Consider the following 22,455-nt stretch of genomic DNA (forward strand, 5'->3'; position numbering starts at 1 on the left):
ACGCCCTGCCGGTGGCCGCCGGCGGGGCGTTTTTTCTTTTTTTGGTCTTATTCTATAGGGATTTTATTCAGTGCCCCTTCCAGCGTGTTGATACACCGCGCTGAATTCTGAACAAGCAACTCGTAAAAAGAACTGCCGAACTGGAGTTCTATTCCTTTAGGGTTCACTGCAAAAGTTGTGATTGTGGTCAGTTTCTTATCAAAGCTGCCATGATTCCCGGAAAACACAATTCTTCGATTGGTTATGTACAAAGTGCCGGGATAAAGCTCTGAGACATTTTCCCGGATTGCCCGTGATACACCTGTGGACCGTCCGACGTTGAGGCCCGGCATAATCCGCACACCGGCGCCACCGCTTTCCTTGACATAGCCTGTCACCCGGTTTTTGGAAACTGTATACTGTGCAGGGGAGCAATAGACGCATACCTCCCCCTCATCCAAAAACAGGCCGGGAGCAGGCACTGCAAACAAAGATGTTGGTTTTCTGCGAAGCTCGTGCGCATAATGTGCAGCACCGAAATAGCGACGCCCAGCCTGCACTGTGTCGTAAATCCAACCAATGCAAAATAAACCACATGTAAAGATGTAAAGCAGACCTATGCCAATTTTCCCATGTAAAAACTTGTGGACTCCAAAGGCACCGAACAAAAAAGTCACCCAAAATTCAACAGCTGGAGACATACAACACTCCCCTTCCCATTTTTAATTGCGCTCCTTAGCGCGCTTCCAGTTCATTTACCACAACCGGTTCATCATGATAAAAATGGTCAAGCTGTATGTGCCTCAACTCATGTTCTGCAGCCTTACGCTGAATGTCAGGGCCTAGTGAATCGTTAACAAAAACAACAAAGTCATCATCCGGTGCGGCCACTGTAACACCTCGCACAGAACCCGGCAAAGAAATGCGCCTGATAAATATGCAATTCAATAAAATGTCACTTCCCTAATGCGGCCTCAACAATGCGTACTGCCTTCTCCACATCTTCTTTTGAGGCTCCCTTGGCAAGCGAGAATAGCATACGCATTTCTGGTCGATTCTTTAATTCTTCCAAATACTCGGTAAGCTCCTCATCACCATTGATGAGGGGCGTTTCTTTTTGCTCGTTACCGAGCAGAAAATCGATAGATACGTCAAAATAGTTTGCAATTTTAGATAAAGTCTCAGCAGAAAGAGATTGCTTACGGCCCGCCTTCAAATCGGTGATTGTCCCACGGCTAATTCCCAAATCGTTACACATGCGACCAGGTTTAATACCTTTTTGCTCGCAAAGAGAAGTTATTGTTTCATACAAATTGTACATTTTCAAGTACTCCTTATTGTGCACATAGACAAAAGTACATCAACAAGAACATTTCACGTTGACTTGTACTTGAACAAGTACTATAATAAAACCGTAACAAGTACATGATTGCGTGCTAATAACTGTTGACAGCTTTATATTAGTACTTAATTAGGTACTTGTCAATATGATTTATGGCAAGGAGGTGATGATTTGTGCAAAAAAACAAATTAACTGAATTCGGTTTGTGCGTAAAGACGGAACTCTTGCGTCAAGGAATGAGCCAGGCCGAACTGGAAAAAAAGGTCACAGAAGATACAGGGCTTTTTGTGGATAGTGGCTATATGTACAAGATTCTTACTGGTCAGAGAAGCCCCGAAAAAATCATAGAAAGTGTCAAAAAAAATCTTGGTTTTTCTGATCTTAAGGATCATTCTACCAAATAATTCGTCCCATACTCGGGACTGCAAAGGAGGAGACTATCTGAAATTATCTATCATCATCAGCTGTCTTTCCGGTGCCATCATCGGTTGGAACTTTGACAAGCTCGCTTGGCCTAGTATTATCAGGCGAGTTGCCCTCCGAATTCAAGGGTTCATCTTTAGGGTAAAATTCAAACGCCGCTGAAAAAGCCCCCCACGCAAAAATAAATGAGTAAAATGCCCCCAGAAAGCACACAACCTTTGCGGACATAAATAACAAATCCATCACCGTTTTGGGACTTAGCGGCGTGGGGATTAAAACTCCAATAGCAACAAGAATCGGCAAAGAAATAAAGCATATAAAAAACTGCTTTTTTACAAACGAGCGTGAATGCTTTGTCCGCCCATGTGAATTGTCGTTTTTCTCTCTTTCATTTATCGATTTTATAACTGCTTGCAAAATAAATCCGAAAAACGCGCAAATTGCAGTTGTGATTATGTTCGTAATAATGTCTTGCAACATTTTTTTCGCTTCCTTTCCGTCTCCATTCTACCGCGGAAAGTACAACATCACAAGGAGGTTCCTTATGGCACGAGAAAAAGAAGGTTACCGTGACGCCCTGGAACGGGTACGCAGTCAGGCTGCCGGCGAGATGGTAACGGTGGCGGAAGCTGCCAAGATCACTTTGGGCGCCGCGGACCGCAAAGAGAAAGACTGGGTGCTGCGCAAGTTCACCGGCTGGACCCAAGGCAGCCACGACAAAAAGATTCCTGCCACTGCGCTGGCCCGGCAGCTCTGCTGAAAGGAGTATCTCATGACACAAAACAAAAGGACCGCCCCGATGCTGGCACACCGGAACGGCCTGAAAATGCGGGAGGACAAAGAAAATACCCGCTCTCCAATGGTACATATCCTGGAGGGCATTGTCCACCAAATTCTGATCGGGTGCGGAGCCGCCGGCGTAGGGCTGTTTGTCGGTGTGACACTGCCGTCGTTGCTGCACTTGACGCCCTGGCAGCCTTGGCCGGTCACAACCGCCATTGCCCTGTGCATCATCGGCTTGCGGGAGGAGACACGATGAAATCGCCTTGGGTGGATCTGATCGAAGCACTCGCTCCGTTGGTCTGGGAAGAGCGCTGCCAGGAGGCGCAGCAGACAGCATCCAGACACCAGACCACACCGTGGTACTTCCTGAATATCAATCATCCCGTCATCAAACAGCTGTATATGCAGTATCTGAAGCACTCCCTCAACGGGACACCTCTGACCAGTCCGCCGGGAGATCTTGATCGTGTTCGGTTCGAGTTATCGCTTCTTCACCCGGCGGTCTTGCGTCGTCTGGCAGAGAGGTATCGAAAAGCAGGGAAACTTTGAAAAGAAAAGGAGGGATCCCCGCAGTGATTTACTTGCTGATGAGTGCAAGTGCAGACGCAGTCCGACAGATTTTCGAGGGCAGCAAAACCCTTGAAATTCGCAAGACGGCTCCGGAAAGTTCCGGACCGTATTGCGTGATTCTGTATGAGAGGAAACAAGGCAATGGCCGTGGGAAGATCGTAGGATGGTTCCGGTGCCCGCACATCGGGACGCTGCACAAGATTTCCGTACGGGAGGCGTGCAGCAGAGCGTGTCTGTGCAGATCGGAGCTTTGCCGATATGCAGCGGATTCCCGGCGGGATGTTCCGCAGCTGCGGACCTGGGAGATCGAATCTCCCAGGGAGCTGGTTACGCCGATCCCGTTGCCCAAGGCGCTTGCACCTTGCCCGCCCGAGAGTTGGCGGACACTCAAACCCGGTGCAGCCCTGGCCGTTTTGGACCTTCCTTCCAGGACGATCCGCTCCTCTTTGCCGTTGACTGCAAAATGAAAACCGGCCCCACAACCATGCGGGGCCGGTTTGGGCAAGCGCGGACGCTTACCGGATCAGCATTCCCATTATAGCGTGCGCGCTGGTGCCCTGTCAAGAAAGCCCGGCGGCTTCGGCCGCTATGCGGGCTCGTATAGGGTAATAAAAATAGAACGGTGCCCTGCCGGGGAAAGGGGTGCAGGGGAAAACGAGGGCAGGCGCTTTCCCACCTCCAAAGCACTGCCGCCCGGACAAGCCTGCCCGGTGTGTTCCCCTGCAGGAGGAGCCCTTTTTTGTTTCATACCAGAAAAGCGAGGAATTCATGAAGACCTACCAGCGAGAGCGCCGATACCTGTGCGGCAGGAACTCCCGGCAGGCGCAGTACCAGGAAGTGGAGATCTATCCCCTCCCCTCTCGGGACAGCCTCAGCCGGGACCTCGACCGCCGGAACAGCACGCCGCCCACCTTTCGCGGGACGCCTCCCGCCCAGGCGGCCCACAACGCAAAAACAGCCCGGCGATGGTTTCACCGACTGGCCGTAACCAACTTTACCGGAAAAGACACCCACACCACCCTGACCTACGCCGCCGACAAACGCCCGGCCTCCCCGGAAGAAGCGTGGCGGGATTTTCGCAATTTCATGCGGCATATCCGGGAAAAAAGCAAAGCCGCCGGGCTGGACAAGCCGGAATGCCTGGCCGTGATGGAGTGGCAGGACGCGGACCCCGACGCAGATCAGAAAGCCGTGGCGCCACACTTTCATGTGCTGCTGCGCTGCGGGCTTTCCCGTGACGAAATCGAAAGCTGCTGGCACCGCAAGGGTGTCAGCCTGGGCCGCGCCAACGCCGACCGGCTGCAGCTGGACAAGGGCAGCCTGGAAGCCCTGGCCAATTACATGATGAAGCATCCCAACCGCAAGCACCGCTACTACCGCAGCCGGGGCATCCGCAATCCCGTGATGCCCCCGCCCCGGGACGGCCGCTACACCCGCCGCCAGATCGAGCACCTGGCCACCAACAATGCCCTGCTGCAGGACGCTGCCTACTGGGCCCGGCGGTACCCGGGCTGGGAACTCAACGAAGCCACCGCCCAGTATAACGACTTTCTCGGCTGGTCCATCAGCCTGAAAATGCGGCGCAAGCCACGACTATAACGAAAGAGAGTGAATCAATATGACCCATCTGCAAGCGGCGCTGGACAAGATCACCGCCCAGCAAGCCACGCACAAGCAAGGCTCTGCCCCCTGGTGTGTAGGTGAGCAGCTGAAGGATATTCTGCGCACCCAGCCGGAGACCGCCGGGCTGGTAGCCAACGACCTGGACCAGACCGGCATGAGCCTGGCCGACTGTGAAAAGAAGATTGCCGCCTTCGCCAAGGATCACCGCCAGGGCAGCGTAGGTTTCTGCGGACCGCTGGATGCCGACCGCATCATCCGGGCATTTTATGGTCTGCCGGAAGCCCCGTCGGTCCCTACCGGTGCGCCAAAACGCAAGACCATCCGCTTGGCGGATTTTCTCTGAGGAGGCAGTCCTCATGGAAACACAAGACTACGCCAGGCTGATTCCCACCGCCCCGCCCAGAGGCCTCGTGTCCTGGCTCAAACATTTTGAGCACTTCTGGTCCAGCGGCATCCTGAAATACAAACAGATCAGCCGGGAGGAAGCAGACGCCTACACCTGCCACTATGACTTCTTTGCCGACCTGCGTTGCGACGACGGCACCGAAAAGCATCGTCCGGCCCTGCTGTACTGCACCGAGTGTCAGCGGTATATGCTGGCAGACTACATACCCGGCAAAGCCTGCCACGGATATGGTGTCTCTTCCGGCGTCCGGATGCTGGACTGCTACATGGACAACACCCGGTTCGGGGACGGCGAGGAGCTGCTCTGTCCCAGCTGCGGCGCACAGGTGCGCCTGCGCAGTACATCCTCCCTGCGGTACGGCCAGACCGAGGAGCACTTCGTGGTGGTGCCGACGGTGAAAAGGAACCGGCTGGTGCTGACACAGTGGCGGATTGCCCGGCATTTCAGCGCCCGGCTGGAGGAAGACTGGTTTTCCGACCCGTTCTGCGCCTATATCTTCGACGGCGGCAAGCTGCACCGGCTGGTAAAATGGCGTCTCGGCATGATGGGGCGCTACTACGAGCTGGAAACCTGGCAGCAGCCCAAACGGAAGATCGACAGCCTGGGCGATCCGGTGTTCTATACCGGAGAACTTCCCAGCCTGGACGGCACCGAGCTGGAGAACGCCAAGCTGTGGGAGTATGCCGAGCAGGCGTACCGGAAGGGCGTATTCTACCCGGTGGCCTACCTGCGCTTTTACCAGCGTCACCCGGCGGTGGAGAATCTCATCACAACCGGGCTGGGCCGCCTGCTGGGGCAGGCATTTGAGGCGGAGTGCGAGCGAAGCTCCATGAGCTACAGCGGCATTAAGATGGTGACCCCCAAACTGTCCTGGATGAACTGGAAGGAATGCAAACCCGCCAAGATCCTGGGCCTGAACCGGGCGGAACTTCGCCAGGTGGCCCGGCAGCAGTGGGATCTCAAAAAGCTGCGCCTGTATCTCACCCTCCGAGAAGATACCACGCTGGAAGACTTTACCCTGGCCGTGCAAGAGCTGCAACTCTACTTTGTGGAGCGGCTGCATCAGTCAGGCGCACCGCTGGGCAAAACGGTGCGGTACCTGAAAAGACAGGAAGAGCGGCCCAACCTCCTGCTGGACTACTGGAGTATGGCCGATCAGCTGGAGCTGGACCTGCAGGACGAAGTGATCCGCTGGCCGCCCCATCTGCGTGCCGCCCATGACCGGCTGGCCACCCAGGTCGAATACCAGCACAACGCACCGCTGAACGCGCGCTTTGCCGCCATGACGGAGCGCTGCCGGGGCCTTGCCTGGGAACATGACGGTATCTGCATCCGCCCGGCGGAAACGGTGGACGAACTGGTGCAGGAGGGCAAGACGCTGCACCACTGTGTGGGCGGCTACGGGCCAGCGCACGCCAACGGTCAGATCATCCTCTTTATCCGCCACACCCGCCGCCCGGAGCGCAGCTGGTTTACCCTGAATGTGGATGTCAAGGAGAAAAAGATCATCCAGAACCACGGCTACGGCAACGAGTATGCCCACGGCCAGACGCTGCACATTCCAAAGGCCGTGCAGGATTTCGTAGACCTCTGGAAACGGGAAGTCCTGGACAAATGGACCCTTCCCAAACCGAAAAAGAGGCCGAAACCGCAAACCGCTGTCAGCGCCGCGTAAAACGCTCCTTTGCATTTGACTGCAACCACCCGGCGGGCCGTTCCCGCCGCCATAAGGAGGCAACATCATGAACGAAATGCAGCAGCTGTCCCTGATTCCGGACGGCACCCCCGAACAGGCCCAGGCCATGGGCCTGCACTATGAGATCATGGCCGCCGCACAGGCTGCCGCCAACAGCCTGCTGGACCTGGGCCGCAAGCTCAAACAAATGCGGGATACCGGAGGCTATAAGCGGCTGGGATTCGAGACCTTTTCAGACTACACCGAGCAGGCCGTTGGCATCCGGCAGCGTCAGGCCTATAACTACATAACCGTGGTGGAGAACGTACCCGCCCGCCTGGTGGAGGAGAACGCAGCCGCCGGTGTGACAAAACTGGCTCTCCTGGCCAGGCTCGGCCCGGCAGATCAGCAGAAAGTGGCCGGAGAACTGGCCGGCATCACCGTGAAGGACCTGAAAACCCTCATCGAAGAGAAAAATGGCCTGGCCGAGCAGCTGTCACTGCTTCAGTCCAATGCACCGGTGGAAGACCGGGCCGAGAAAGTGGATGTGGATGCTCTGCGCGCCGAGATGCTGGAACAGGTCAAGGAAGAGGTAGCAGATGCCCACCGGCAGGAACTGGAGAGCGCTCTTCGCACGCAGCATAATGCGCTGACTGCCAAGATCGACGCAGCCCGGCGGGATGCTGCGGAGGAGGCACGCCGCCGGCAGGAAAAACAGGATGAAGAAGCCCTGGAACGGGCCCGGCGGGATGCCGACGATGCCCGGATCCGTGCCGAGACGAATGCCAGAAAGTTGAATCCGGATTCCAGCGAGGACAGTATCCGTGCTGCTCTTCTGTTTGAGCAGCTGCAGGACGCAGCCCAGAAAATGATGGATCTGATGGAAGCCATGACCGACGCCGGTCATGCTGATGAAGCAGCCAGACTGCGATCCGCCCTTGCCGGTGCACTGCATGCTCTGGCAGATCAGGCGGAAAGATGAGAAAGGAGAAAAGCAGGCGTGAGCTATCAAGTATTTGTGTCGTATCGGTCCTTTGCCGACTGGAAGATCCACTGGAAGATCTTCCGGTGTCAGACTTTGAAAGCGGCGGTGGAAAGAATCCTCAAGATCCGGACCGCAGCCATCGTGTATCATGTCCGCGTGGAGCGGGTGGAAGCAGGTGAGAAAGCGTGACGATTGTGGCAAGCGTATTCGGAACCATTCTCCTGGCGGCACTGATCGCCGGTGCCTATGCACTGGGAATCGTTCGGGGAACCGAGGCCGCCCGGGAAGAGTACCTCGAAATCGAATTGTACATGGATCATACCCACGGAGGCGACCCCGATGACCTATGACGAAAAAGTCCGCTGGCTGCGACGATATCAGGATAGCCTGCGGCGAGAGAAAGAACTGGCCGAGGAAGTGGAGCGATTGCGCAGCGAGGCGGCGCGGGTGACGCCGCTGTTGTCCGGAATGCCCGGCGGGACAGAGGATGGGAGCAAGCTGCCCCGCGCCGTAGAGGGGATCGTCAAGGCGCAGCAGGAACTGCAGGCCCAGATCAACCAGTGCGGCGCCATCCGCAGGGAGGTGGTGGCAGCCCTGAATCAGATCTCCAACCCCCGGGACCATGAGATCCTGCGCCGGCGGTATCTTCTGGGGCAGCGCTGGGAGTACATTGCGGTGGAGATGAAAATCGAACTGCGCTGGGTTTATCGGAGACACAAAAGGACCGTAGAGATTTTGACCATTGAAAGCCACTAACATGTGAGGTAAGATGGTACCATCAAAAGCCGTAAGGAACGGGAAACCGCCTTGCGGCTTTTGTGTTGCCCGGCAGGCAAGGAGAGCCCCGCCCATTTGTGACCCAAACGCTCCGTCCTCTGCGCTGCCGGGATTTTTATTGCCGTTTGCTGTGTCTCCGCAGGAAAAACTTGTCAATATCACCTTGATTTGCTAGAATCAAGTCGAGGTGAGTACCGTGCCAGAGGAAAAGAAACGCACTTTTGCTGATGATGACCTGTTCCACCGCGAGGACTACGCGGATTTTTTGAAAGAACTCATCCTGAATTGTGACAACTACCACCGGGATGACGACATAAAAGCCTACACTATCGCTCTGGATTCTCCCTGGGGTACCGGCAAGAGCGTTTTTCTTGAAAAGTTCGAGTCCATGCTGGAGAAAGACTGCCAAGATCAGCTCTGTGTGGTGCATTACAATGCCTGGGAAAACGACTTCTGGGACAATGCCTTTGAGCCTTTTGCCGATGCGGTCTTTTCTCATCCGTTGTTTGCCTCTCCCCTTGCGGATCAAACGGAAGGAAGTGCCGGAAAAAAGTTTAGAGATGCTCTGAAGCATCTTGCTTTGGCTTTTGCCAAAAAACGATTGGATGACTATTTTGATTCTCCTGAAATGATAAAAGCGTTGGAAGCAGCCATGAGTGCTGCAGGAGCCGCAACTTCTCAAAAGCCTACGATAATCACCCCAAAATACAGCGCTTATAAAGTGAGCATCCAAACAGTCCAGGATGCCATGGAGAAAGTTTTGGCAGAAAACGCTCCAAAAGATTCTTCCAAAACGGTCAAATTGGTCATCATCATCGACGAGTTGGACCGTTGTCGCCCAACCTTTGCCATCGAGACCCTGGAAATCGTAAAGCACGTCATGGATGTTCCCAATGTGGTCTATCTATTCGCTTTGGATGTCCAGCAGCTGGGGGCCGCCGTAAAACAGGTGTATGGCCCGGATACTGATGCCACCGGCTACCTGATGAGATTTTTTAGCTATTATTCCAGACTGTCAGAAGCAAGCACTGACGCAATGATAGGGAAACTTATCGATTCTACAAGAAATATTGATGAGAAGGAACTGATAAAACAGGATCTATTTAGTGTTTCATCTAAATTTCAGTTGAGCCCTCGTAATATTGAAACCATCGGAAAAGTCTATCAACTGATGATGAACAACTTCCTCTCCTCCTATAAAAACAGACAGGCTTATCTTCTGTATTGGACTTTGCTTTGTTGGAAATACAAAGACCCCTCATCGTTTGCAAATTTATCGAAGGGGTCTGTAGAGAAACTCCTGCACGAGTTTCTCTTTTCGGACAACAAACAAAACAACTTTTGTGTCCGTACCGCGTTAGGGCTTGTGCAAAAAAACAAACCCTTCAAATGCTCTGAGTTATCGGAGCTTTCCATGGAGAGCACCAGGAAGGATTCTGGAAGAATCATCTATTCAGTTGAGCCAAACAATGGAACAAACAAGATCAAGATCTTGTGGAAAAACGGAGAATTCTCTAGAATCGTAGATATGGACTTTAGGATGGATTTAAGTTTGTCAGGAATTCTATTTACCGAAGATTTGCTTCATTGGGATGAAATCAAAGACTTGACCCCGGGTCAGTTTCTCTTCCGTCAGATGGAAATGTTCAACTTCCTCCCTGACATCCACTAACCTTTTGCCCACCGCCACCCGGCGGCGGGCATTTTTATTCCCATTTTTAATCCATTTTCTGAAAGGTGGCGAACAATGGCGTCGAAAAGGAAGGCGGGCCGTCCGCCGAAGTACAAGACGGTGGAAGAGATGCAGTCCAAGATTGACGCCTACTTCACCGCCTGTGAGGGAACACCGCTGCTGGATGATGACGGCAAAGCTGTGATCGACAAGCACGGAGACCCGGTGATTGTCGGCGCGCATCCGCCCACCGTCACCGGTCTGGCCCTGGCGCTTGGGCTTTCAGGGCGGCAGGCATTGCTCAATTACCAAGCAAAAGCAAAATTTGTGGACACGATAACGCGCGCGAAAGCCCGGTGCGAAGCCTATGCCGAAGAGCGCCTGTATGACCGGGACGGCACAACCGGCGCCCAGTTCAGTCTGCGGTGCAATTTCGGCTGGAATGATAAGGCCCCGCCGGCCGAAGAAGGGGAGGTAAAGATCCTGGATGACCTGTAAACTGTCCGAGCTGATCTCCCCTGCTTTCTTTGAGGTCCACCGCCAGATCAAGGCCGGCAAGGTAACCGAGCTGCTGGCCAAGGGAGGCCGCGGCTCCACCAAATCCAGCTACATCAGCCTGGAGCTGATCCTGCAGCTGCTGCTCCATCCTCAGTGCCACGCCATCGTGCTGCGCAAGGTAGACAAGACGCTGCGCACCAGTGTCTATGCGCAGATCTGCTGGGCCATTGCAGCCCTGGGTCTTGGCAGCCGGTTCAAATGTACCGTCAGCCCCATGGAGTGCATCTACCGCCCCACCGGGCAGAAGATCCTCTTCTTCGGCATGGACGATCCCGGCAAGCTGAAATCCCTGAAAGTACCCTTCGGGTACATCGGCCTTTTGTGGTTTGAGGAGCTGGACCAGTTTGACGGTCCGGAGCAGGTGCGCAACGTAGAACAGAGCTGCCTGCGCGGCGGTCCCTACGCGCTGACCTTCAAGAGCTTCAACCCACCCGCCTCGGCGCGCAGCTGGGCCAACCGCTACGCCCTGGAGCAGCGCCCCGGAAAGCTGGTGCATCACTCCACCTATCAGACGACCCCGGCCCAATGGCTGGGGCCGCGCTTTTTGGCGGACGCTGAGCACCTGCAGGCCACCAACCCGGTGGCCTACCGCCACGAATACGGCGGCGAGGTCGTGGGCAGCGGCACAGCGGTATTTGAAAACCTGCGCCTGGAGGCCATCCCCGACGCGCTGCGCGCCGGCTTTGACCGGTCCCTCCACGGGGTGGACTGGGGCTGGTACCCCGACCCCTGGGCCTACAACGCCGTGCACTATGATGCCGCCCGGCGGACACTCTACGTTCTCGACGAGCTGACCCGGCGGCGCACCTCCAACCGGGACACCGCCACCCTGCTGCAAGAGCGGGGCCTGACCGGCGCCGACCTGATCACGGCCGATTCTGCCGAGCCCAAGAGCGTGGGCGACTACCGCGCCTTTGGTCTGGGTTGCAAAGCCGCGCAGAAGGGCCCCGGCAGCGTGAACTACAGCATGAAATGGCTGCAGGGCCTGGCCGCCATCGTCATAGACCCGGCGGTCTGTCCCGACACCGCCCGGGAATTTTCCGAGTATGAGTACGAGCGGGACACCCGCACCGGCGAGGTGCTTCCCGGCTATCCTGATCTGAACAACCACCACATTGACGCGGTGCGTTACGCCACCGAGTGCATCTGGAAGCGCAAGGGTACATGATGAGTATTTTGGAAACATTGAGAGGAGCGGTCATGAAACTGCTGAATCTGCGTGATGCCCGTGCCCTGGGCTGTGATATGACGCCGCAGATGGCACAGGCGGTGGAAGCCTGGGACCGTCTGTTCTATCTGACCGACCAGCCGCCCCACAGTCTGAAGATGGCCCAGAGCCTGACCGGCTACATGGCCACCCTGGCCACCAGTGAGATGACTTTCTCCACCGGCACCAGCGCCCGGGCCGGCTGGCTTCAGCAACAGTCCAGCGCCAACCTGATGCCCCACCTGTTCGAAGCGGTGCAGCTCGCGGGGGTGGGCGGCATGTCTGCCGTCAAGCCCTTTGTGGAGAACGGCAGCCTCTACGCCGAAGTGATTCCCCGCCGCCGCATCTTCCCCGAGCGCTGGGGTCCCAACCATCGGCTGAACGCCGGATACTTCACCGACTTTGACAAGATCGCCGGTGACGTTGCCGTGGTCAAGGTAGAGCACTTCGATCTGCGGGACGAGGCTTTGACCATCACGAACAAGGCCTACCGGCTGAAAACCGGCGGCCTGATGGGCGAGGAAGTGCCCCTGACCGACGTGCCCCGCTGGTCGGCCCTGGAACCGGAAGTGACGATCCACAATGTGGACCGGCCCCATTTCGGACTGCTGCGAATGCCCATGCTCAACACGGTGGACGCCAGCGCATACCCGGTAAGCCTCTACGCCAACGCCCTGGACACCCTGCGCCAGTTGGATGTCACCTATGGGGATTTTGTGTGGGAGCAAGAGACCGGCAAACGCCGGATGATTCTGGACCGAACCGCCGCCATGCGGGACCCTGTGAACGGGAAGCCGCCCATTCCTTTCCGGGAGATGGCCAGCGACTTCTATATGACCATCGACATGCCCGACGAAAAGCCCTGGGACGATTACACTCCGGATCTTCGGTTTGAACCGTATCGCAAAGGAATCGAAACACTGCTGCGCTTGCTGGAGATGCAGGTGGGGTTCAGCGCCGGAACATTTGCCATTGAGCCGCGCACCGGCCGGGTGACCGCCACTCAGGTCATCAGCGAGGACCGCACCACCTACAACACCATCAAGGCCATCCAGGACCGGGGCCTGACCACCGGCCTGCTGGATGTGCTGTACTGGTTCGATGTCTACGCCACCCTGTACAGCCTGGCCCCGGCGGGTGCCGTAGAGCCTGCGGTCAGCTTCGGCGATTCCATCTTCGAGGATACCGGCGTGGAGTTCCAGCGGCGCATGGCGCTGGCCCAGGCCAACTACCTGCGCCCCGAGCTGGTCACCGCCTGGTATTTCGGGGTGGATGAGAAAAAGGCGCGGCAGATGATGCCCGCCGCCGACACGCTGCACTTTGGTGATGTCTGATGCTCTTTCCTGACGATCTGGACAAACTGCCTGAAGCGCTGGTCCAGCTGTGGCAGCAGGTGGAGGACGATATCCTCCAGGACCTGGGGCGGCGTATCGCCCAGATGCGGGACCTGGACGCCCTGACCCCGGCGGCTCAGTGGCAGGCCTGGCGGTTGGAGCAGAGCCAGCTGGTGCGCAAAGGCGTTCTCTCCATCCTGGCCAAGTACAGCGGCAAGAGCAAGGAGGAGATCCGCCGCTTGCTGCTGGATGCGGGCCGGGAAACGCTGGCCAGCGACGACGCTCTCTACAAGGAAGCGGGCCTCACCCCCTCTCCCATCGAGGAGAACGGGACACTCAACAACCTGCTGAATGCCGGCTACCGGCAGACGCTGGGCACCTGGCAGAACCTGACCGCCACCACAGCCGCCACGGTGACCGGTGCCTTTGAGAAGCGCCTGGACGCCGCCTGGCTGCAGATCAGCAGCGGCGCCTTTGACCACGATACCGCCATCCGGCGCGCTGTCGAAGATCTGGCCGACCAGATGCCGGGTGTCACCTACCCCAGCGGCCACCAGGATACGCTGGAAGTGGCTGTCCGCCGCGCGGTGCTCACCGGTGTGAACCAGACAGCTGCCAAGCTGCAGCTGGCCCGGGCCGAGGAGATGGGCTGTGAGTTCGTGGAGGTCACCGCCCACGAGGGAGCCCGCCCCGAGCACGCACTCTGGCAGGGAAAGGTCTATCACATCGGCGGGGCAATCCTGTACAAAGGCATATGGTATGAGGATTTCGAGACTGCCACCGGCTACGGCACCGGCCCGGGGCTGTGCGGCTGGAACTGCCGCCATAACTTTTTCCCGTTCTTTCCGGGAATTTCGGTTCCCCATTACACCGCCGAACGACTCGCTGCGCTGGACGCAAAAACCATCGAATACCACGGCAAACTCTACACCCGGTACGAGATCACTCAGATGCAGCGCGCGCTGGAACGCCGGGTGCGCAAGTACAAGCGGCGCTTTGTGGCCCTGCGTGCTGCCAAGGCGGACACCGCCGCCACATCCGTCCGACTGCGCGATGCCCGGCGGGCGCTCAGCCGGTTCCTGGAGGACACCGACGGCAAGCTGGACGGCGGCCGCACCGACGCAGCAGGGTTCCGCTACCCGGAAGCCGCGCTCTCCACCGCCCAGGCAAACGACCCCTTCGAAGCCTTCCGCAAGGAGAACCTTGCCGCCGGGGAGGAAGATCTGCTGCCGGGCCATACCCAGGCGGTCATCCCCCAGGAAAAGCTCACCGGCTATGCCCTGAATCTTGACCACCCGAAGGGCGCCGGCAAAGCGGTTGCCTTCCGGGATGTGCTGGGCTATACTAAAGAAAATGCCCCTGCACTGGCCGACGCGCTGCGCGATGGACTGGGCCGGTGGAAAGCCCGCCCCAGACCGGCCACCCGCTATGGTCAGCCCTATGAAGTCAAGATGATCCTGACCGGTGCCAACGGCCGGCAAGCCACGGCGAAAACCGGCTGGCTGATTGAGAAGGAGGGCACGGCGCCGCGGCTCATCAGTGTCTATCTGTACAAACAAAAGTGAGGTGATTTTCTTGCAGCCGAAAGAGCTGGACGTTGTTCGTTTGAAAGACGGCCGTGAGGTAACGGTCCTGGAAGTGCTGGGCGACGGCGACGAATTCTATGTCGAATACGATCTGCCCGACAAAGACGATTGTGAGTTCTTTTCCGTTTCGCCGGAGCAAATCGAGAAAATCACCTGGCACTCTTTCACCTGATTGTCACCATACCAGAAGCACGATGCAAACCGCACCGTGCTTTTTTCTTGCGCTTTTGCACCCGAATGCAAAGGCGCATTGTATGCCCACCCTGGCCGCAGGAGGCCGGGGCGGGCCATTCTTTTGCCCGGCGGCGGGACTGATCAGCCGCACAGACTGGCGGAGCCGACCGCCTTATCAAGGCTATCTGCAACCGAAAGGAGAACAACCGATGAAAACAGAAGAACTCAAAGCCCTGGGGCTGAACGACGATCAGGTACAGAAGGTGTTTGCGATGAACGGCACCGAACTGAACGACCTGAAACAGCAGATCACCACCCTGACCGCCGAGCGGGACACCGCCCGGAACAACCTGAGCGACGCCAACAAGAAACTGGAGGGCTACGACCCCGACTGGAGGACCAAGGCCGAAAAAGCCGAGAACGATGCCAAGGCACAGGTGGCCGCGCTGCAGCAGGACTTTGCCGCCCAGACTGCCGCAGCGGGCGTCAGGTTTTCCAGCGAGAGCGCCAAGCGGGCTTTCTTGTCTGATCTCAAGGCCAAGAAGCTGACCCTGCAGGACGGCAAGCTGCTGGGATTTGATGACTACCTGGCCGACTACAAAAAGGACGACCCCGGCGCTTTTGCCCCGGAAAAGGCCGCCCCCACCATCACGGTGGGCAGCAAGGGCCAGATGCCCTCCACCTCCAGCCAGTCCTTCCTGGACAGCAAGTACAAGAACAACCCCTTCTACCATCCGAAAGGAGAATAATTCATGGCCATCAAGTACGACCAGCTCAATGTGGATGAGAAGTATGCTTCCATCCTCGAACCGAATCTTTACTACAACCCCGTCATGGTTCCCGGCGTCACCTTCACCGACAAGTACCAGACCGGCCCGGCGGGTCAGATCTACGTCCACAAGGTTTCCACCTCTGCGGTGGAAGCCGGTACCCCCGGCCGGGACTTCACCGACAAAAAGATGGCAGACACGCTGGTTCCCATCCAGCTGAACAACAACTTCCAGCAGTCCTACAAACTCTACGGCGTGCAGGCTGCCGCTGTGGCGTTCAGCGCGGGCGAGGAAGCGCTCTCCACCGCCATTTCGGAGTGCCGCGAGGGCTGGATGCAGTGCGGCATCGCCTGCCTGGCACACGAGGGCTTTGCCGCCACCGCCAAGACAGCCATTACGGCCGACAACGTCAAGACCGACCTCATCGCAACCCGCAAGGAGATTGTCAAGAAGAAAGGTCGCGCCAATGTGGTGATGTGCACCCCGGACTTCTACGGCATTGTGCTGGAAGCCGCCGGCAAGGATTTCACCCCGGTCATGAATGACCGCATTGCCGATACCGGCAACGTGGGAAAATGGCTGGGCATGATCTTTGTGGAGGCCAACGGCGCCACCGGCAGCATCAAATACTATGACTATACCGGCTCCCAGCAGACGGTGGATCTGACCAATGTGCAGTACGTCATGTACTATCACGAGGCGCTGTCCATCGTTTCCAACTTCGATATGGCCCGCATCATCGACTCCGAACGCTTTTCGGGGTCTCTTGCTCAGGTGGAGATGAATACCGGCTATCGTGTCACCAACCAGAATCTGGTGGCGGTGCGCAGCGTGTCCGACTAAGCCGAAAGGAGCCGCCTATGTACAGCACATATGATCTTTATCAGGAAAACGGCGGCACACTGAGTCAGGGCGCCTATCTGATCCTGGCCAAAAAGGCAGCGTACATCCTCGATCGTGAAACGATGGGACGGTCGCGGGATGCCCCCGCCTGTATGGCCGATGCCCTGTGTGACTGTGAGTGTGCCCTCATCGACGCACTGGATGCCGGACACTTTTCCGCCGACGGCGTGCAGAGTTTTACCAACGACGGTTACAGCGAGACCCGCGCCCCGGCCGCAGAATCCCGCGCGGCGCTGCGCAGCCTGCTGACCCGGTATCTGACCGTTCCTGTGAATCTTCTGGGGATTGCAGGGCATGCCTTTGTGTGAAGGAGGAACAACCATGCAAGGATGTAACAGAACCGTGACCATCACTCATCTCGGCTATGATGGGGACACCGACAGTGACACCGAGCAGGTGCAGACTTTTCGCGGATGCAGCTGGTACGGCGGCCGCACAACCGCCCCCGGAAAGGACGGTATGACGGCCCGCTGCGTGTACAAGTGCCGCATCCCCGAAAACGCCGGTGACCCTGTTGTGGCCGTGGGGGACAAGATCTGCTGCGGGAGTGAGACGGCCACCGTGACGACCGTGCACGACAACCGTGGCAGGACCGGAGCCCATCTCTATCTGGAGGCGGAATAAATGCCCATCCAATACGATGCCCGCCTGGATCTGGACAGCCTGCGGGAAGCCCTGGAAGCCCGTGGACTGACGCCCGGCGGAAAGGTGCAGAAGTTCATCGACAGCGAGGTCATCCGCCTGTGTGACCCCAAAGTTCCCTTTGCCACCGGCGTGCTTAAGCACAGTGCCATCACCGCATCGGTCATCGGGCAGGGCATGGTAGTGTATGCTGCTCCGTATGCCCGGTATCTCTATTACGGCCAGGTCTACGGGCCCAACATCCCGATTTTCGAGGCGGGAGAGCTTGCCGGATTCTGGTCTGTGCCCGGCAAGAAAAAGCACCCCACCGGCCGTAAGCTGACCTACAACGGCGCGCCGGAGCGGGGTGCTTTCTGGTTTGAGAGGATGAAGGCCGAGCGTGGAGACGACATCATCCAGGGCGCTGCAGCCCTGGCCGGAGGGAGGGCCGGACCGTGAACGCACTGGACGCCACCCGGAAGTGGCTGAGGGCGAAATGCCCGCTCATTGACAAGCACGACCGCTTCAACGCCAATTATCTGGGGTCCGAAGCCACCGAATACACCCTGCGCACCGGCGGCGAGAGCCACAAGCCCGATGTGCTGGGGTATGACATGGCCGAGTATGACCTGGTATTTGTGGCACAGCTGCCCTTCGGGGCGGCACTTGCCCCCAACCTGAGCGCGGCGGATTTCTTTGCCCGTCTGTCCGCATGGATCCGCGGGCAGGAGCGGGTCCATGATTACCCGGAGGTATCCGGGTATACCGTTACGAAAATTCAGGCATCCAACGCGGGCGTCATCACCCAGGCAGACGCCAATGCCGCCCGCTACCAGCTGCAGATCAAGCTGAATCTTGAGGAGGTATAACCATGGCAGCACCTGTTATCAATCTGACCAACGGCCAGAAGGCCGACCGCAAACTTCTGATGACCTTTGTCAACGTTGGCTCCACCAGTGAATCCCCCGAGTGGGAGATTCTGGGCCGCGGTGTGGAGGATTCCAGCATCGAATACAACCACGATGTGGATCAGACCACCGACGTTCTGGGGCTGACCGATACCACCGTGTCCCCGGCCAAGCCCTCCCAGGAGCTGGACCCCAACACCATCCGGGGCGGCAACAAGCTGAGCGAGAAGATCCTGGACATCGAGCGCCGCAAGGCTCTGAGCGAGCTGGGCAACTTTGAGGTGTTGGTGGTCCACTGCTATCTGGGCACCGCCGCCACCGGTCCCTTCACCGCCGAGCTTCACAAGGGCTGCACCATCGTGCCCACCAGCCTGGGCGGTTCTTCCTATGTGGACATGCCCCTGACCGTCTACCTGTCCAACGACACCGACCTGGGCACCGTGACCATCACCAAGGGCGTTCCCACCTTTACCGCCGACGATGCCGAATAAGGAGGATACACCATGCAGTTGCAAATCGACACCGGTCTGAAAACCTACGATATTCTGGACGCCAACGGCAACGTGACCGGCACCGTGCGCTTCAACCCCGCCGATCCCGGCATCGCTGCGCGTTGGAAATCCGCCGAGCCGGAGATCCAGCAGCTGGCCCAGGCGGCGCAGGAAGCCGACGACGAGGAGGACGCCACACTGTCCCTGATGCTGGACGCCGACCAGAAGATCAAATCCCTGTTCGACTACGCCTTCGGTGCCAAGGTATCGGAAGCATTTTTCGGCGGACAGTCCGCTTTCGGCATCTGTGAAGACGGCTCCCTCGTGCTGGAGCATGTGCTCACCGCTCTGACGCCGGTGCTGGAATCTTCCATGAAGTCCGGCCTGGAAGCGGTACAGCAGCGGGCTAAAACCCACACAGCACCCTACCAGGGCACCACCCGCGGCCTGGCGCCAGACCAGACCCTGCCTGACTGATGGGCTGGGAACTGCCCACCACGGTGGAGGTGGAAGGCCAGACCTTTGCCATCCGCAGCGACTACCGTGCCGTGCTGGATGCCATCACCGCCCTGAACGACGCCGCACTGCCGCCGCCCTTGCGGGTAGCCGCCTGCCTGCAGATTCTCTACCCTGCCTTTGACCGCCTCCCCGATGCCGGGGAGGCTTTCCGGGCAGCTATGACCTTCATCAATCTGGGCCAGCCGGTGCCGGATAACCAACCGGCTCGCCCTGCGCTGGTCCACTGGGACACCGACGTGCAGCTCATCGCCCCCGCCATCGACAAGGTGCTGGGTTACAGCTGCCGTGCCTGCACCTATCTGCACTGGTGGGAATTCGTGGGGGCCTTCCGCAACATCGGCAAGGGGCTGTTCGCCGAGGTGGTCGCCATCCGGGACAAACGCGCCCGGGGTAAAAAGCTGGATAAATCCGAGCAGGCCTTTGCTCGCGAGAATCCTGACCTCATCGGGATGGCGGTGCAAATGACCAGTGAGGAAGAAGAATTTTTCAAACGATTGGGGGTGTAAACCATGGCCGCAGATGGTTCCATCATCATTGATACCCGTGTCAACACCAAAGGTGCCGAAGCGGACCTGAAAGCCCTGCAGGCCAAGGCCAAAAGCACGGCCCAGCAGATCAGCGCCCTGGACAAGCAGATTGCCCAGGCAACCAGCAAACGCACCAAGCTGGCCGACGACCTGGCCAAAGCCAAAGCCGAAGCCCAGGCCACCGAAACCGCCCTCCAGGGGGTAAACAGCCAGCTCGCTACCGCCAAATCTGCCGCGGCCGCGCAGGTGCGCCAGGAATACCCCGGCATGTCCGACACCAACGTAAACAACATCGCCACCAGCCGCGTGCTGGGCTCCCATGCCTCGCTTGTGGCGGAGAATGACAAACTGATTGCCGCACTGGACAAGCAGACAGCCGCCGTTGCTGATGTCGAAGCCGAATATCAGAAACAGGTAAGCACCGTCGCGCAGCTTCAGCAGCAGCACAGCAATCTTCAGCAGCAACTAGAACAGGAGCAGGCAGCAGCACAGCAGGCTAGCATTACATTCGAAAAGGCCGTTGCTTCCCAGCAAAGAGCAAAGCAGTTTCAAAGTGCCGATTACTCTATGCAGGAGTACTTCTCCAAACAGGAATCTGCTATCTCTCAGTCTTTTGCCAAAGCACAAGAAAGACAAAACAAACTGTTGGGGATAGAAACTGACCCCGTGAAGCACGCTGAGGCTGTAGTGCAAGCCACGCAAAAGGAGATTGCCGCACAGAATCGGGCCGCCAAAGCTGCAGAAGAACGCGCTGCACGAGAAGAAGCCGCCGCAAAGCGCCGCGCCACAGCAAATGAGACAGGGACCTCCACTACAGTGGAAAAGGCGTATGAACCTGCAAATCGAATCGCAGCGGCTTCCGCCGCCATGCAAAAGTTCGGCACACGGCTTACTGGCATCATCGCGGGTGCCCTGGTATTCAACGTGATTTCCTCGGCCCTCACCAAAATGGTGGGCTGGTTCGGCAGCGCCATGAAGTCCAGTGATGCTTTTCGCCAAAGTTTGGCCAACCTGCAGGGAGCTGCCAGCGTGGCTGCGGCCCCTCTGGTGCAGGCGCTGGGCAAGGGTCTTGCTTATATCAACAACCTGCTGGCAACCGGCATCAGCTACCTGGCACGATTCATCAGCCTGATCACTGGCAAGAGCCTGGGGGCCATGAAGAGCAGCGCCAGGGCGATGAACAGCTACGGGAGCGCCGCTGGCAGTGCCGCCAAACAGACGGAAAAGGCCACCCGCAGTCTGGCCGGATTCGATGAGATCAACCGTCTGGACGCGCCGCAGGATAACAGCCCCGGCGGGGGTGGCGGCGGGGGCGCCGCTGCCCCCAATTATGATTTTGTGGACCGGACCGGGGCGGGATTTTCTACCCTGATGGACCGGGTGAAGGCCTTCTGGGATTCCTTTACCGCCGCGCTTGCTCCGTCCCTTGCGGCATGGAGCGCTGCCTGGGAACAAATCAGGGCCACGGCGTTGGCTGTATGGCCGGAAATTCAGGCGGCGGCATCGGGACTGTGGACCAATGCCCTGCAGCCTTTGCTGGGGTATCTGACAGGTACTTTCGTACCCGGTGTAGTCAACTCCTTCTCACAGGCATTCGCCCCCGTTGTGGGAGGTACGGTATCGGCGGCCATGCAGATTCTCGCCAATACCTTTGTGTGGGTGTGCGGCATCCTCACCGATGCCATCAACAATCTGGTGCGCCCGGCGCTGGATGTGCTTCTGACCGTCTGGCAAGACATGATGAGCGGAATCTCCGGTGCGTGGGCCGTATACGGCCAGCCTGTTTTGGATGGGCTGGTCTTCGCCTTCCAGAACCTGCAATCCATCTTCAGCAATCTGTATTACACCGTGGTGGAACCCATTCTGTCCGACGTCATTGCGCTGCTGGGGGACTTCTGGAACCGGCACGCAAAACCTTTGTGGGACGACCTTCTTTTGCTGATCGGCAGCGTGCAGAATGCACTGCTGACCTTCTGGAACAATGTGCTGGCCCCACTGGTAAACTGGCTGATTTCCGTCTTCGGCCCGACGTTTGCCGACGTGTTCCATGCTGTGGCAGAGGCCGTCGCAACTGCCATGGGACTCGTGACAGATGTCATCGATGCCGCTGTTGTTCTTTTGCGCGGCCTGGCCGATTTCCTCACTGCGGTTTTCCAAGGTGACTGGGAGGCCGCCTGGCAGGCCATCGCCGACACGGTGCTGGCTGTCTGGGACCGTATTCAGAACGGGATCAAGAGCTGCATCAATGGCATAATCGGTTTTGTGAACCGTATGATCCAAGCCGTCGTGAATGCTTTGAATTCGCTGATCCGCGCGGTTGACTCTCTGTCTTTCGACGTGCCGGACTGGGTGCCCGGCATCGGCGGTTCTTCTTTCGGATTTGATATTGCGACCATCACCGCCCCGCAGATCCCCTACCTGGCACAGGGTGCCGTCATTCCGGCCAACCGGGAGTTTCTGGCAGTGCTCGGCGACCAGACCCACGGCACCAATGTGGAGGCGCCACTGGCGACTATCCAGCAGGCCGTTGCCGAGGTCATGCAGGATCTGCAGGCCGGGCAGATGGCCGGATTTGAGGCCGTGGTGGCCGTCCTGCGGGAAATTCTTTCCGCGGTCTACGGC

Annotated in this window: 30 protein-coding genes; 27 read left to right on the plus strand and 3 right to left on the minus strand. The window is 57.9% G+C overall.

The genetic code is table 11. From position 1 onward, the window contains the following. Positions 1-47: 47 nt before the first annotated feature. Both U0L91_RS03265 and U0L91_RS03270 read right to left on the minus strand, forming a co-directional pair. A complete protein-coding gene (locus U0L91_RS03265) occupies positions 48-680 on the minus strand; it encodes a TM2 domain-containing protein (protein ID WP_330044798.1) in 633 nt (210 codons plus the stop codon). A 254-nt stretch (positions 681-934) separates the two neighbouring features. Further along, on the minus strand, positions 935-1,300 hold the full coding sequence (locus U0L91_RS03270; protein ID WP_330044799.1) for a helix-turn-helix domain-containing protein: 366 nt from the start codon (positions 1,298-1,300) through the stop codon (positions 935-937). Between the two features lie 194 nt (positions 1,301-1,494). Here U0L91_RS03270 and U0L91_RS03275 point away from each other — a divergent pair, with 194 nt between their 5' ends. Beyond that, positions 1,495-1,725 (plus strand): XRE family transcriptional regulator, encoded by a 231-nt coding sequence (locus U0L91_RS03275; protein WP_330044800.1) that lies wholly within the window; start codon positions 1,495-1,497, stop codon positions 1,723-1,725. 43 nt (positions 1,726-1,768) lie between these two features. Here the strand turns inward: U0L91_RS03275 and U0L91_RS03280 are convergent, their stop codons facing one another. After that, positions 1,769-2,224: a hypothetical protein gene (locus U0L91_RS03280; RefSeq protein ID WP_330044801.1), complete on the minus strand. Its 456-nt coding sequence runs from the start codon at positions 2,222-2,224 to the stop codon at positions 1,769-1,771. A 64-nt stretch (positions 2,225-2,288) separates the two neighbouring features. On the opposite strand from U0L91_RS03280, the gene U0L91_RS03285 reads away from it, so the two are divergent. The 26 genes from U0L91_RS03285 to U0L91_RS03410 all read left to right on the plus strand — a co-directional run. Beyond that, on the plus strand, positions 2,289-2,504 hold the full coding sequence (locus U0L91_RS03285) for a hypothetical protein (protein ID WP_330044802.1): 216 nt from the start codon (positions 2,289-2,291) through the stop codon (positions 2,502-2,504). A gap of 12 nt (positions 2,505-2,516) precedes the next feature. Beyond that, positions 2,517-2,783 (plus strand): hypothetical protein, encoded by a 267-nt coding sequence (locus U0L91_RS03290; RefSeq protein ID WP_330044803.1) that lies wholly within the window; start codon positions 2,517-2,519, stop codon positions 2,781-2,783. Further along, positions 2,780-3,076 (plus strand): hypothetical protein, encoded by a 297-nt coding sequence (locus U0L91_RS03295; RefSeq protein ID WP_330044804.1) that lies wholly within the window; start codon positions 2,780-2,782, stop codon positions 3,074-3,076. Before U0L91_RS03290 ends, U0L91_RS03295 begins: the two co-directional genes overlap by 4 nt. A 789-nt stretch (positions 3,077-3,865) precedes the next feature. Beyond that, a complete protein-coding gene (locus U0L91_RS03300) occupies positions 3,866-4,696 on the plus strand; it encodes a rolling circle replication-associated protein (RefSeq protein WP_330044805.1) in 831 nt (276 codons plus the stop codon). A gap of 19 nt (positions 4,697-4,715) precedes the next feature. Further along, positions 4,716-5,063: a hypothetical protein gene (locus U0L91_RS03305; RefSeq protein WP_330044806.1), complete on the plus strand. Its 348-nt coding sequence runs from the start codon at positions 4,716-4,718 to the stop codon at positions 5,061-5,063. Between the two features lie 13 nt (positions 5,064-5,076). Continuing rightward, positions 5,077-6,801, plus strand: coding sequence for a PcfJ domain-containing protein (locus U0L91_RS03310; protein ID WP_330044807.1), 1,725 nt, complete (start codon positions 5,077-5,079; stop codon positions 6,799-6,801). Positions 6,802-6,868: 67 nt separating this feature from the next. Next, positions 6,869-7,783, plus strand: a complete 915-nt coding sequence (locus tag U0L91_RS03315) for a hypothetical protein (protein ID WP_330044808.1) — start codon at positions 6,869-6,871, stop codon at positions 7,781-7,783. 18 nt (positions 7,784-7,801) lie between these two features. Beyond that, positions 7,802-7,975: a hypothetical protein gene (locus U0L91_RS03320; protein ID WP_330044809.1), complete on the plus strand. Its 174-nt coding sequence runs from the start codon at positions 7,802-7,804 to the stop codon at positions 7,973-7,975. Then, the gene (locus U0L91_RS03325) at positions 7,972-8,136 is read left to right on the plus strand and encodes a hypothetical protein (RefSeq protein WP_330044810.1); all 165 of its coding nucleotides are present in this window, start codon (positions 7,972-7,974) and stop codon (positions 8,134-8,136) included. Before U0L91_RS03320 ends, U0L91_RS03325 begins: the two co-directional genes overlap by 4 nt. Next, entirely contained in the window at positions 8,126-8,542 is a 417-nt protein-coding gene (locus U0L91_RS03330; RefSeq protein ID WP_330044811.1) for a hypothetical protein, read from the plus strand. The genes U0L91_RS03325 and U0L91_RS03330 overlap by 11 nt, the downstream gene beginning before the upstream one ends. A gap of 217 nt (positions 8,543-8,759) precedes the next feature. After that, positions 8,760-10,235 carry a KAP family P-loop NTPase fold protein gene (locus tag U0L91_RS03335; protein ID WP_330044812.1) on the plus strand — a complete coding sequence of 492 codons (1,476 nt, stop codon included), beginning with the start codon at positions 8,760-8,762 and terminating at the stop codon, positions 10,233-10,235. A gap of 75 nt (positions 10,236-10,310) precedes the next feature. Continuing rightward, positions 10,311-10,733, plus strand: coding sequence for a terminase small subunit (locus tag U0L91_RS03340; RefSeq protein WP_330044813.1), 423 nt, complete (start codon positions 10,311-10,313; stop codon positions 10,731-10,733). Continuing rightward, positions 10,723-11,961: a PBSX family phage terminase large subunit gene (locus U0L91_RS03345; RefSeq protein ID WP_330044814.1), complete on the plus strand. Its 1,239-nt coding sequence runs from the start codon at positions 10,723-10,725 to the stop codon at positions 11,959-11,961. The genes U0L91_RS03340 and U0L91_RS03345 overlap by 11 nt, the downstream gene beginning before the upstream one ends. 32 nt (positions 11,962-11,993) lie before the next feature. Beyond that, on the plus strand, positions 11,994-13,334 hold the full coding sequence (locus U0L91_RS03350) for a phage portal protein (protein WP_330044815.1): 1,341 nt from the start codon (positions 11,994-11,996) through the stop codon (positions 13,332-13,334). Continuing rightward, positions 13,334-14,899 carry a phage minor capsid protein gene (locus U0L91_RS03355; protein WP_330044816.1) on the plus strand — a complete coding sequence of 522 codons (1,566 nt, stop codon included), beginning with the start codon at positions 13,334-13,336 and terminating at the stop codon, positions 14,897-14,899. The genes U0L91_RS03350 and U0L91_RS03355 overlap by 1 nt, the downstream gene beginning before the upstream one ends. A gap of 10 nt (positions 14,900-14,909) precedes the next feature. Further along, a complete protein-coding gene (locus U0L91_RS03360; RefSeq protein WP_330044817.1) occupies positions 14,910-15,092 on the plus strand; it encodes a hypothetical protein in 183 nt (60 codons plus the stop codon). 211 nt (positions 15,093-15,303) lie between these two features. Continuing rightward, positions 15,304-15,843 (plus strand): phage scaffolding protein, encoded by a 540-nt coding sequence (locus tag U0L91_RS03365; protein ID WP_330044818.1) that lies wholly within the window; start codon positions 15,304-15,306, stop codon positions 15,841-15,843. A 3-nt stretch (positions 15,844-15,846) separates the two neighbouring features. Next, complete coding sequence (locus tag U0L91_RS03370) at positions 15,847-16,707, plus strand: hypothetical protein (protein WP_330044819.1); 861 nt, start codon at positions 15,847-15,849, stop codon at positions 16,705-16,707. A gap of 17 nt (positions 16,708-16,724) precedes the next feature. Then, positions 16,725-17,075 (plus strand): hypothetical protein, encoded by a 351-nt coding sequence (locus tag U0L91_RS03375; RefSeq protein WP_330044820.1) that lies wholly within the window; start codon positions 16,725-16,727, stop codon positions 17,073-17,075. A 13-nt stretch (positions 17,076-17,088) separates the two neighbouring features. Further along, on the plus strand, positions 17,089-17,391 hold the full coding sequence (locus U0L91_RS03380) for a DUF6751 family protein (RefSeq protein WP_330044821.1): 303 nt from the start codon (positions 17,089-17,091) through the stop codon (positions 17,389-17,391). Next, positions 17,392-17,847, plus strand: coding sequence for a minor capsid protein (locus tag U0L91_RS03385; protein WP_330044822.1), 456 nt, complete (start codon positions 17,392-17,394; stop codon positions 17,845-17,847). Beyond that, positions 17,844-18,257, plus strand: coding sequence for a hypothetical protein (locus U0L91_RS03390; RefSeq protein ID WP_330044823.1), 414 nt, complete (start codon positions 17,844-17,846; stop codon positions 18,255-18,257). The genes U0L91_RS03385 and U0L91_RS03390 overlap by 4 nt, the downstream gene beginning before the upstream one ends. A 2-nt stretch (positions 18,258-18,259) precedes the next feature. After that, positions 18,260-18,787: a hypothetical protein gene (locus tag U0L91_RS03395; protein WP_330044824.1), complete on the plus strand. Its 528-nt coding sequence runs from the start codon at positions 18,260-18,262 to the stop codon at positions 18,785-18,787. A 12-nt stretch (positions 18,788-18,799) separates the two neighbouring features. Further along, on the plus strand, positions 18,800-19,264 hold the full coding sequence (locus U0L91_RS03400) for a hypothetical protein (RefSeq protein ID WP_330044825.1): 465 nt from the start codon (positions 18,800-18,802) through the stop codon (positions 19,262-19,264). Continuing rightward, positions 19,264-19,812 (plus strand): Gp15 family bacteriophage protein, encoded by a 549-nt coding sequence (locus U0L91_RS03405; RefSeq protein WP_330044826.1) that lies wholly within the window; start codon positions 19,264-19,266, stop codon positions 19,810-19,812. Before U0L91_RS03400 ends, U0L91_RS03405 begins: the two co-directional genes overlap by 1 nt. Positions 19,813-19,815: 3 nt before the next feature. Next, positions 19,816-22,455: hypothetical protein (locus U0L91_RS03410; RefSeq protein WP_330044827.1), on the plus strand; the 2,640-nt coding region annotated here is incomplete at its 3' end.

Source organism: Gemmiger sp. (assembly GCF_036306485.1).
Classification (GTDB): domain Bacteria; phylum Bacillota; class Clostridia; order Oscillospirales; family Ruminococcaceae; genus Gemmiger.

Coding starts and splice junctions, on each gene's coding strand:
- U0L91_RS03295 (WP_330044804.1), top strand. CDS start 2,780: ATGAAATCGCCTTGGGTGGATCTGATCGAAGCACTCGCTCCGTTGGTC.
- U0L91_RS03340 (WP_330044813.1), top strand. CDS start 10,311: ATGGCGTCGAAAAGGAAGGCGGGCCGTCCGCCGAAGTACAAGACGGTG.
- U0L91_RS03285 (WP_330044802.1), top strand. CDS start 2,289: ATGGCACGAGAAAAAGAAGGTTACCGTGACGCCCTGGAACGGGTACGC.
- U0L91_RS03305 (WP_330044806.1), top strand. CDS start 4,716: ATGACCCATCTGCAAGCGGCGCTGGACAAGATCACCGCCCAGCAAGCC.
- U0L91_RS03350 (WP_330044815.1), top strand. CDS start 11,994: ATGAAACTGCTGAATCTGCGTGATGCCCGTGCCCTGGGCTGTGATATG.
- U0L91_RS03395 (WP_330044824.1), top strand. CDS start 18,260: ATGGCAGCACCTGTTATCAATCTGACCAACGGCCAGAAGGCCGACCGC.
- U0L91_RS03370 (WP_330044819.1), top strand. CDS start 15,847: ATGGCCATCAAGTACGACCAGCTCAATGTGGATGAGAAGTATGCTTCC.
- U0L91_RS03270 (WP_330044799.1), bottom strand. CDS start 1,300: ATGTACAATTTGTATGAAACAATAACTTCTCTTTGCGAGCAAAAAGGT.
- U0L91_RS03355 (WP_330044816.1), top strand. CDS start 13,334: ATGCTCTTTCCTGACGATCTGGACAAACTGCCTGAAGCGCTGGTCCAG.
- U0L91_RS03400 (WP_330044825.1), top strand. CDS start 18,800: ATGCAGTTGCAAATCGACACCGGTCTGAAAACCTACGATATTCTGGAC.
- U0L91_RS03300 (WP_330044805.1), top strand. CDS start 3,866: ATGAAGACCTACCAGCGAGAGCGCCGATACCTGTGCGGCAGGAACTCC.
- U0L91_RS03365 (WP_330044818.1), top strand. CDS start 15,304: ATGAAAACAGAAGAACTCAAAGCCCTGGGGCTGAACGACGATCAGGTA.
- U0L91_RS03385 (WP_330044822.1), top strand. CDS start 17,392: ATGCCCATCCAATACGATGCCCGCCTGGATCTGGACAGCCTGCGGGAA.
- U0L91_RS03330 (WP_330044811.1), top strand. CDS start 8,126: ATGACCTATGACGAAAAAGTCCGCTGGCTGCGACGATATCAGGATAGC.
- U0L91_RS03345 (WP_330044814.1), top strand. CDS start 10,723: ATGACCTGTAAACTGTCCGAGCTGATCTCCCCTGCTTTCTTTGAGGTC.
- U0L91_RS03265 (WP_330044798.1), bottom strand. CDS start 680: ATGTCTCCAGCTGTTGAATTTTGGGTGACTTTTTTGTTCGGTGCCTTT.
- U0L91_RS03290 (WP_330044803.1), top strand. CDS start 2,517: ATGACACAAAACAAAAGGACCGCCCCGATGCTGGCACACCGGAACGGC.
- U0L91_RS03375 (WP_330044820.1), top strand. CDS start 16,725: ATGTACAGCACATATGATCTTTATCAGGAAAACGGCGGCACACTGAGT.
- U0L91_RS03315 (WP_330044808.1), top strand. CDS start 6,869: ATGAACGAAATGCAGCAGCTGTCCCTGATTCCGGACGGCACCCCCGAA.
- U0L91_RS03380 (WP_330044821.1), top strand. CDS start 17,089: ATGCAAGGATGTAACAGAACCGTGACCATCACTCATCTCGGCTATGAT.
- U0L91_RS03280 (WP_330044801.1), bottom strand. CDS start 2,224: ATGTTGCAAGACATTATTACGAACATAATCACAACTGCAATTTGCGCG.
- U0L91_RS03310 (WP_330044807.1), top strand. CDS start 5,077: ATGGAAACACAAGACTACGCCAGGCTGATTCCCACCGCCCCGCCCAGA.
- U0L91_RS03405 (WP_330044826.1), top strand. CDS start 19,264: ATGGGCTGGGAACTGCCCACCACGGTGGAGGTGGAAGGCCAGACCTTT.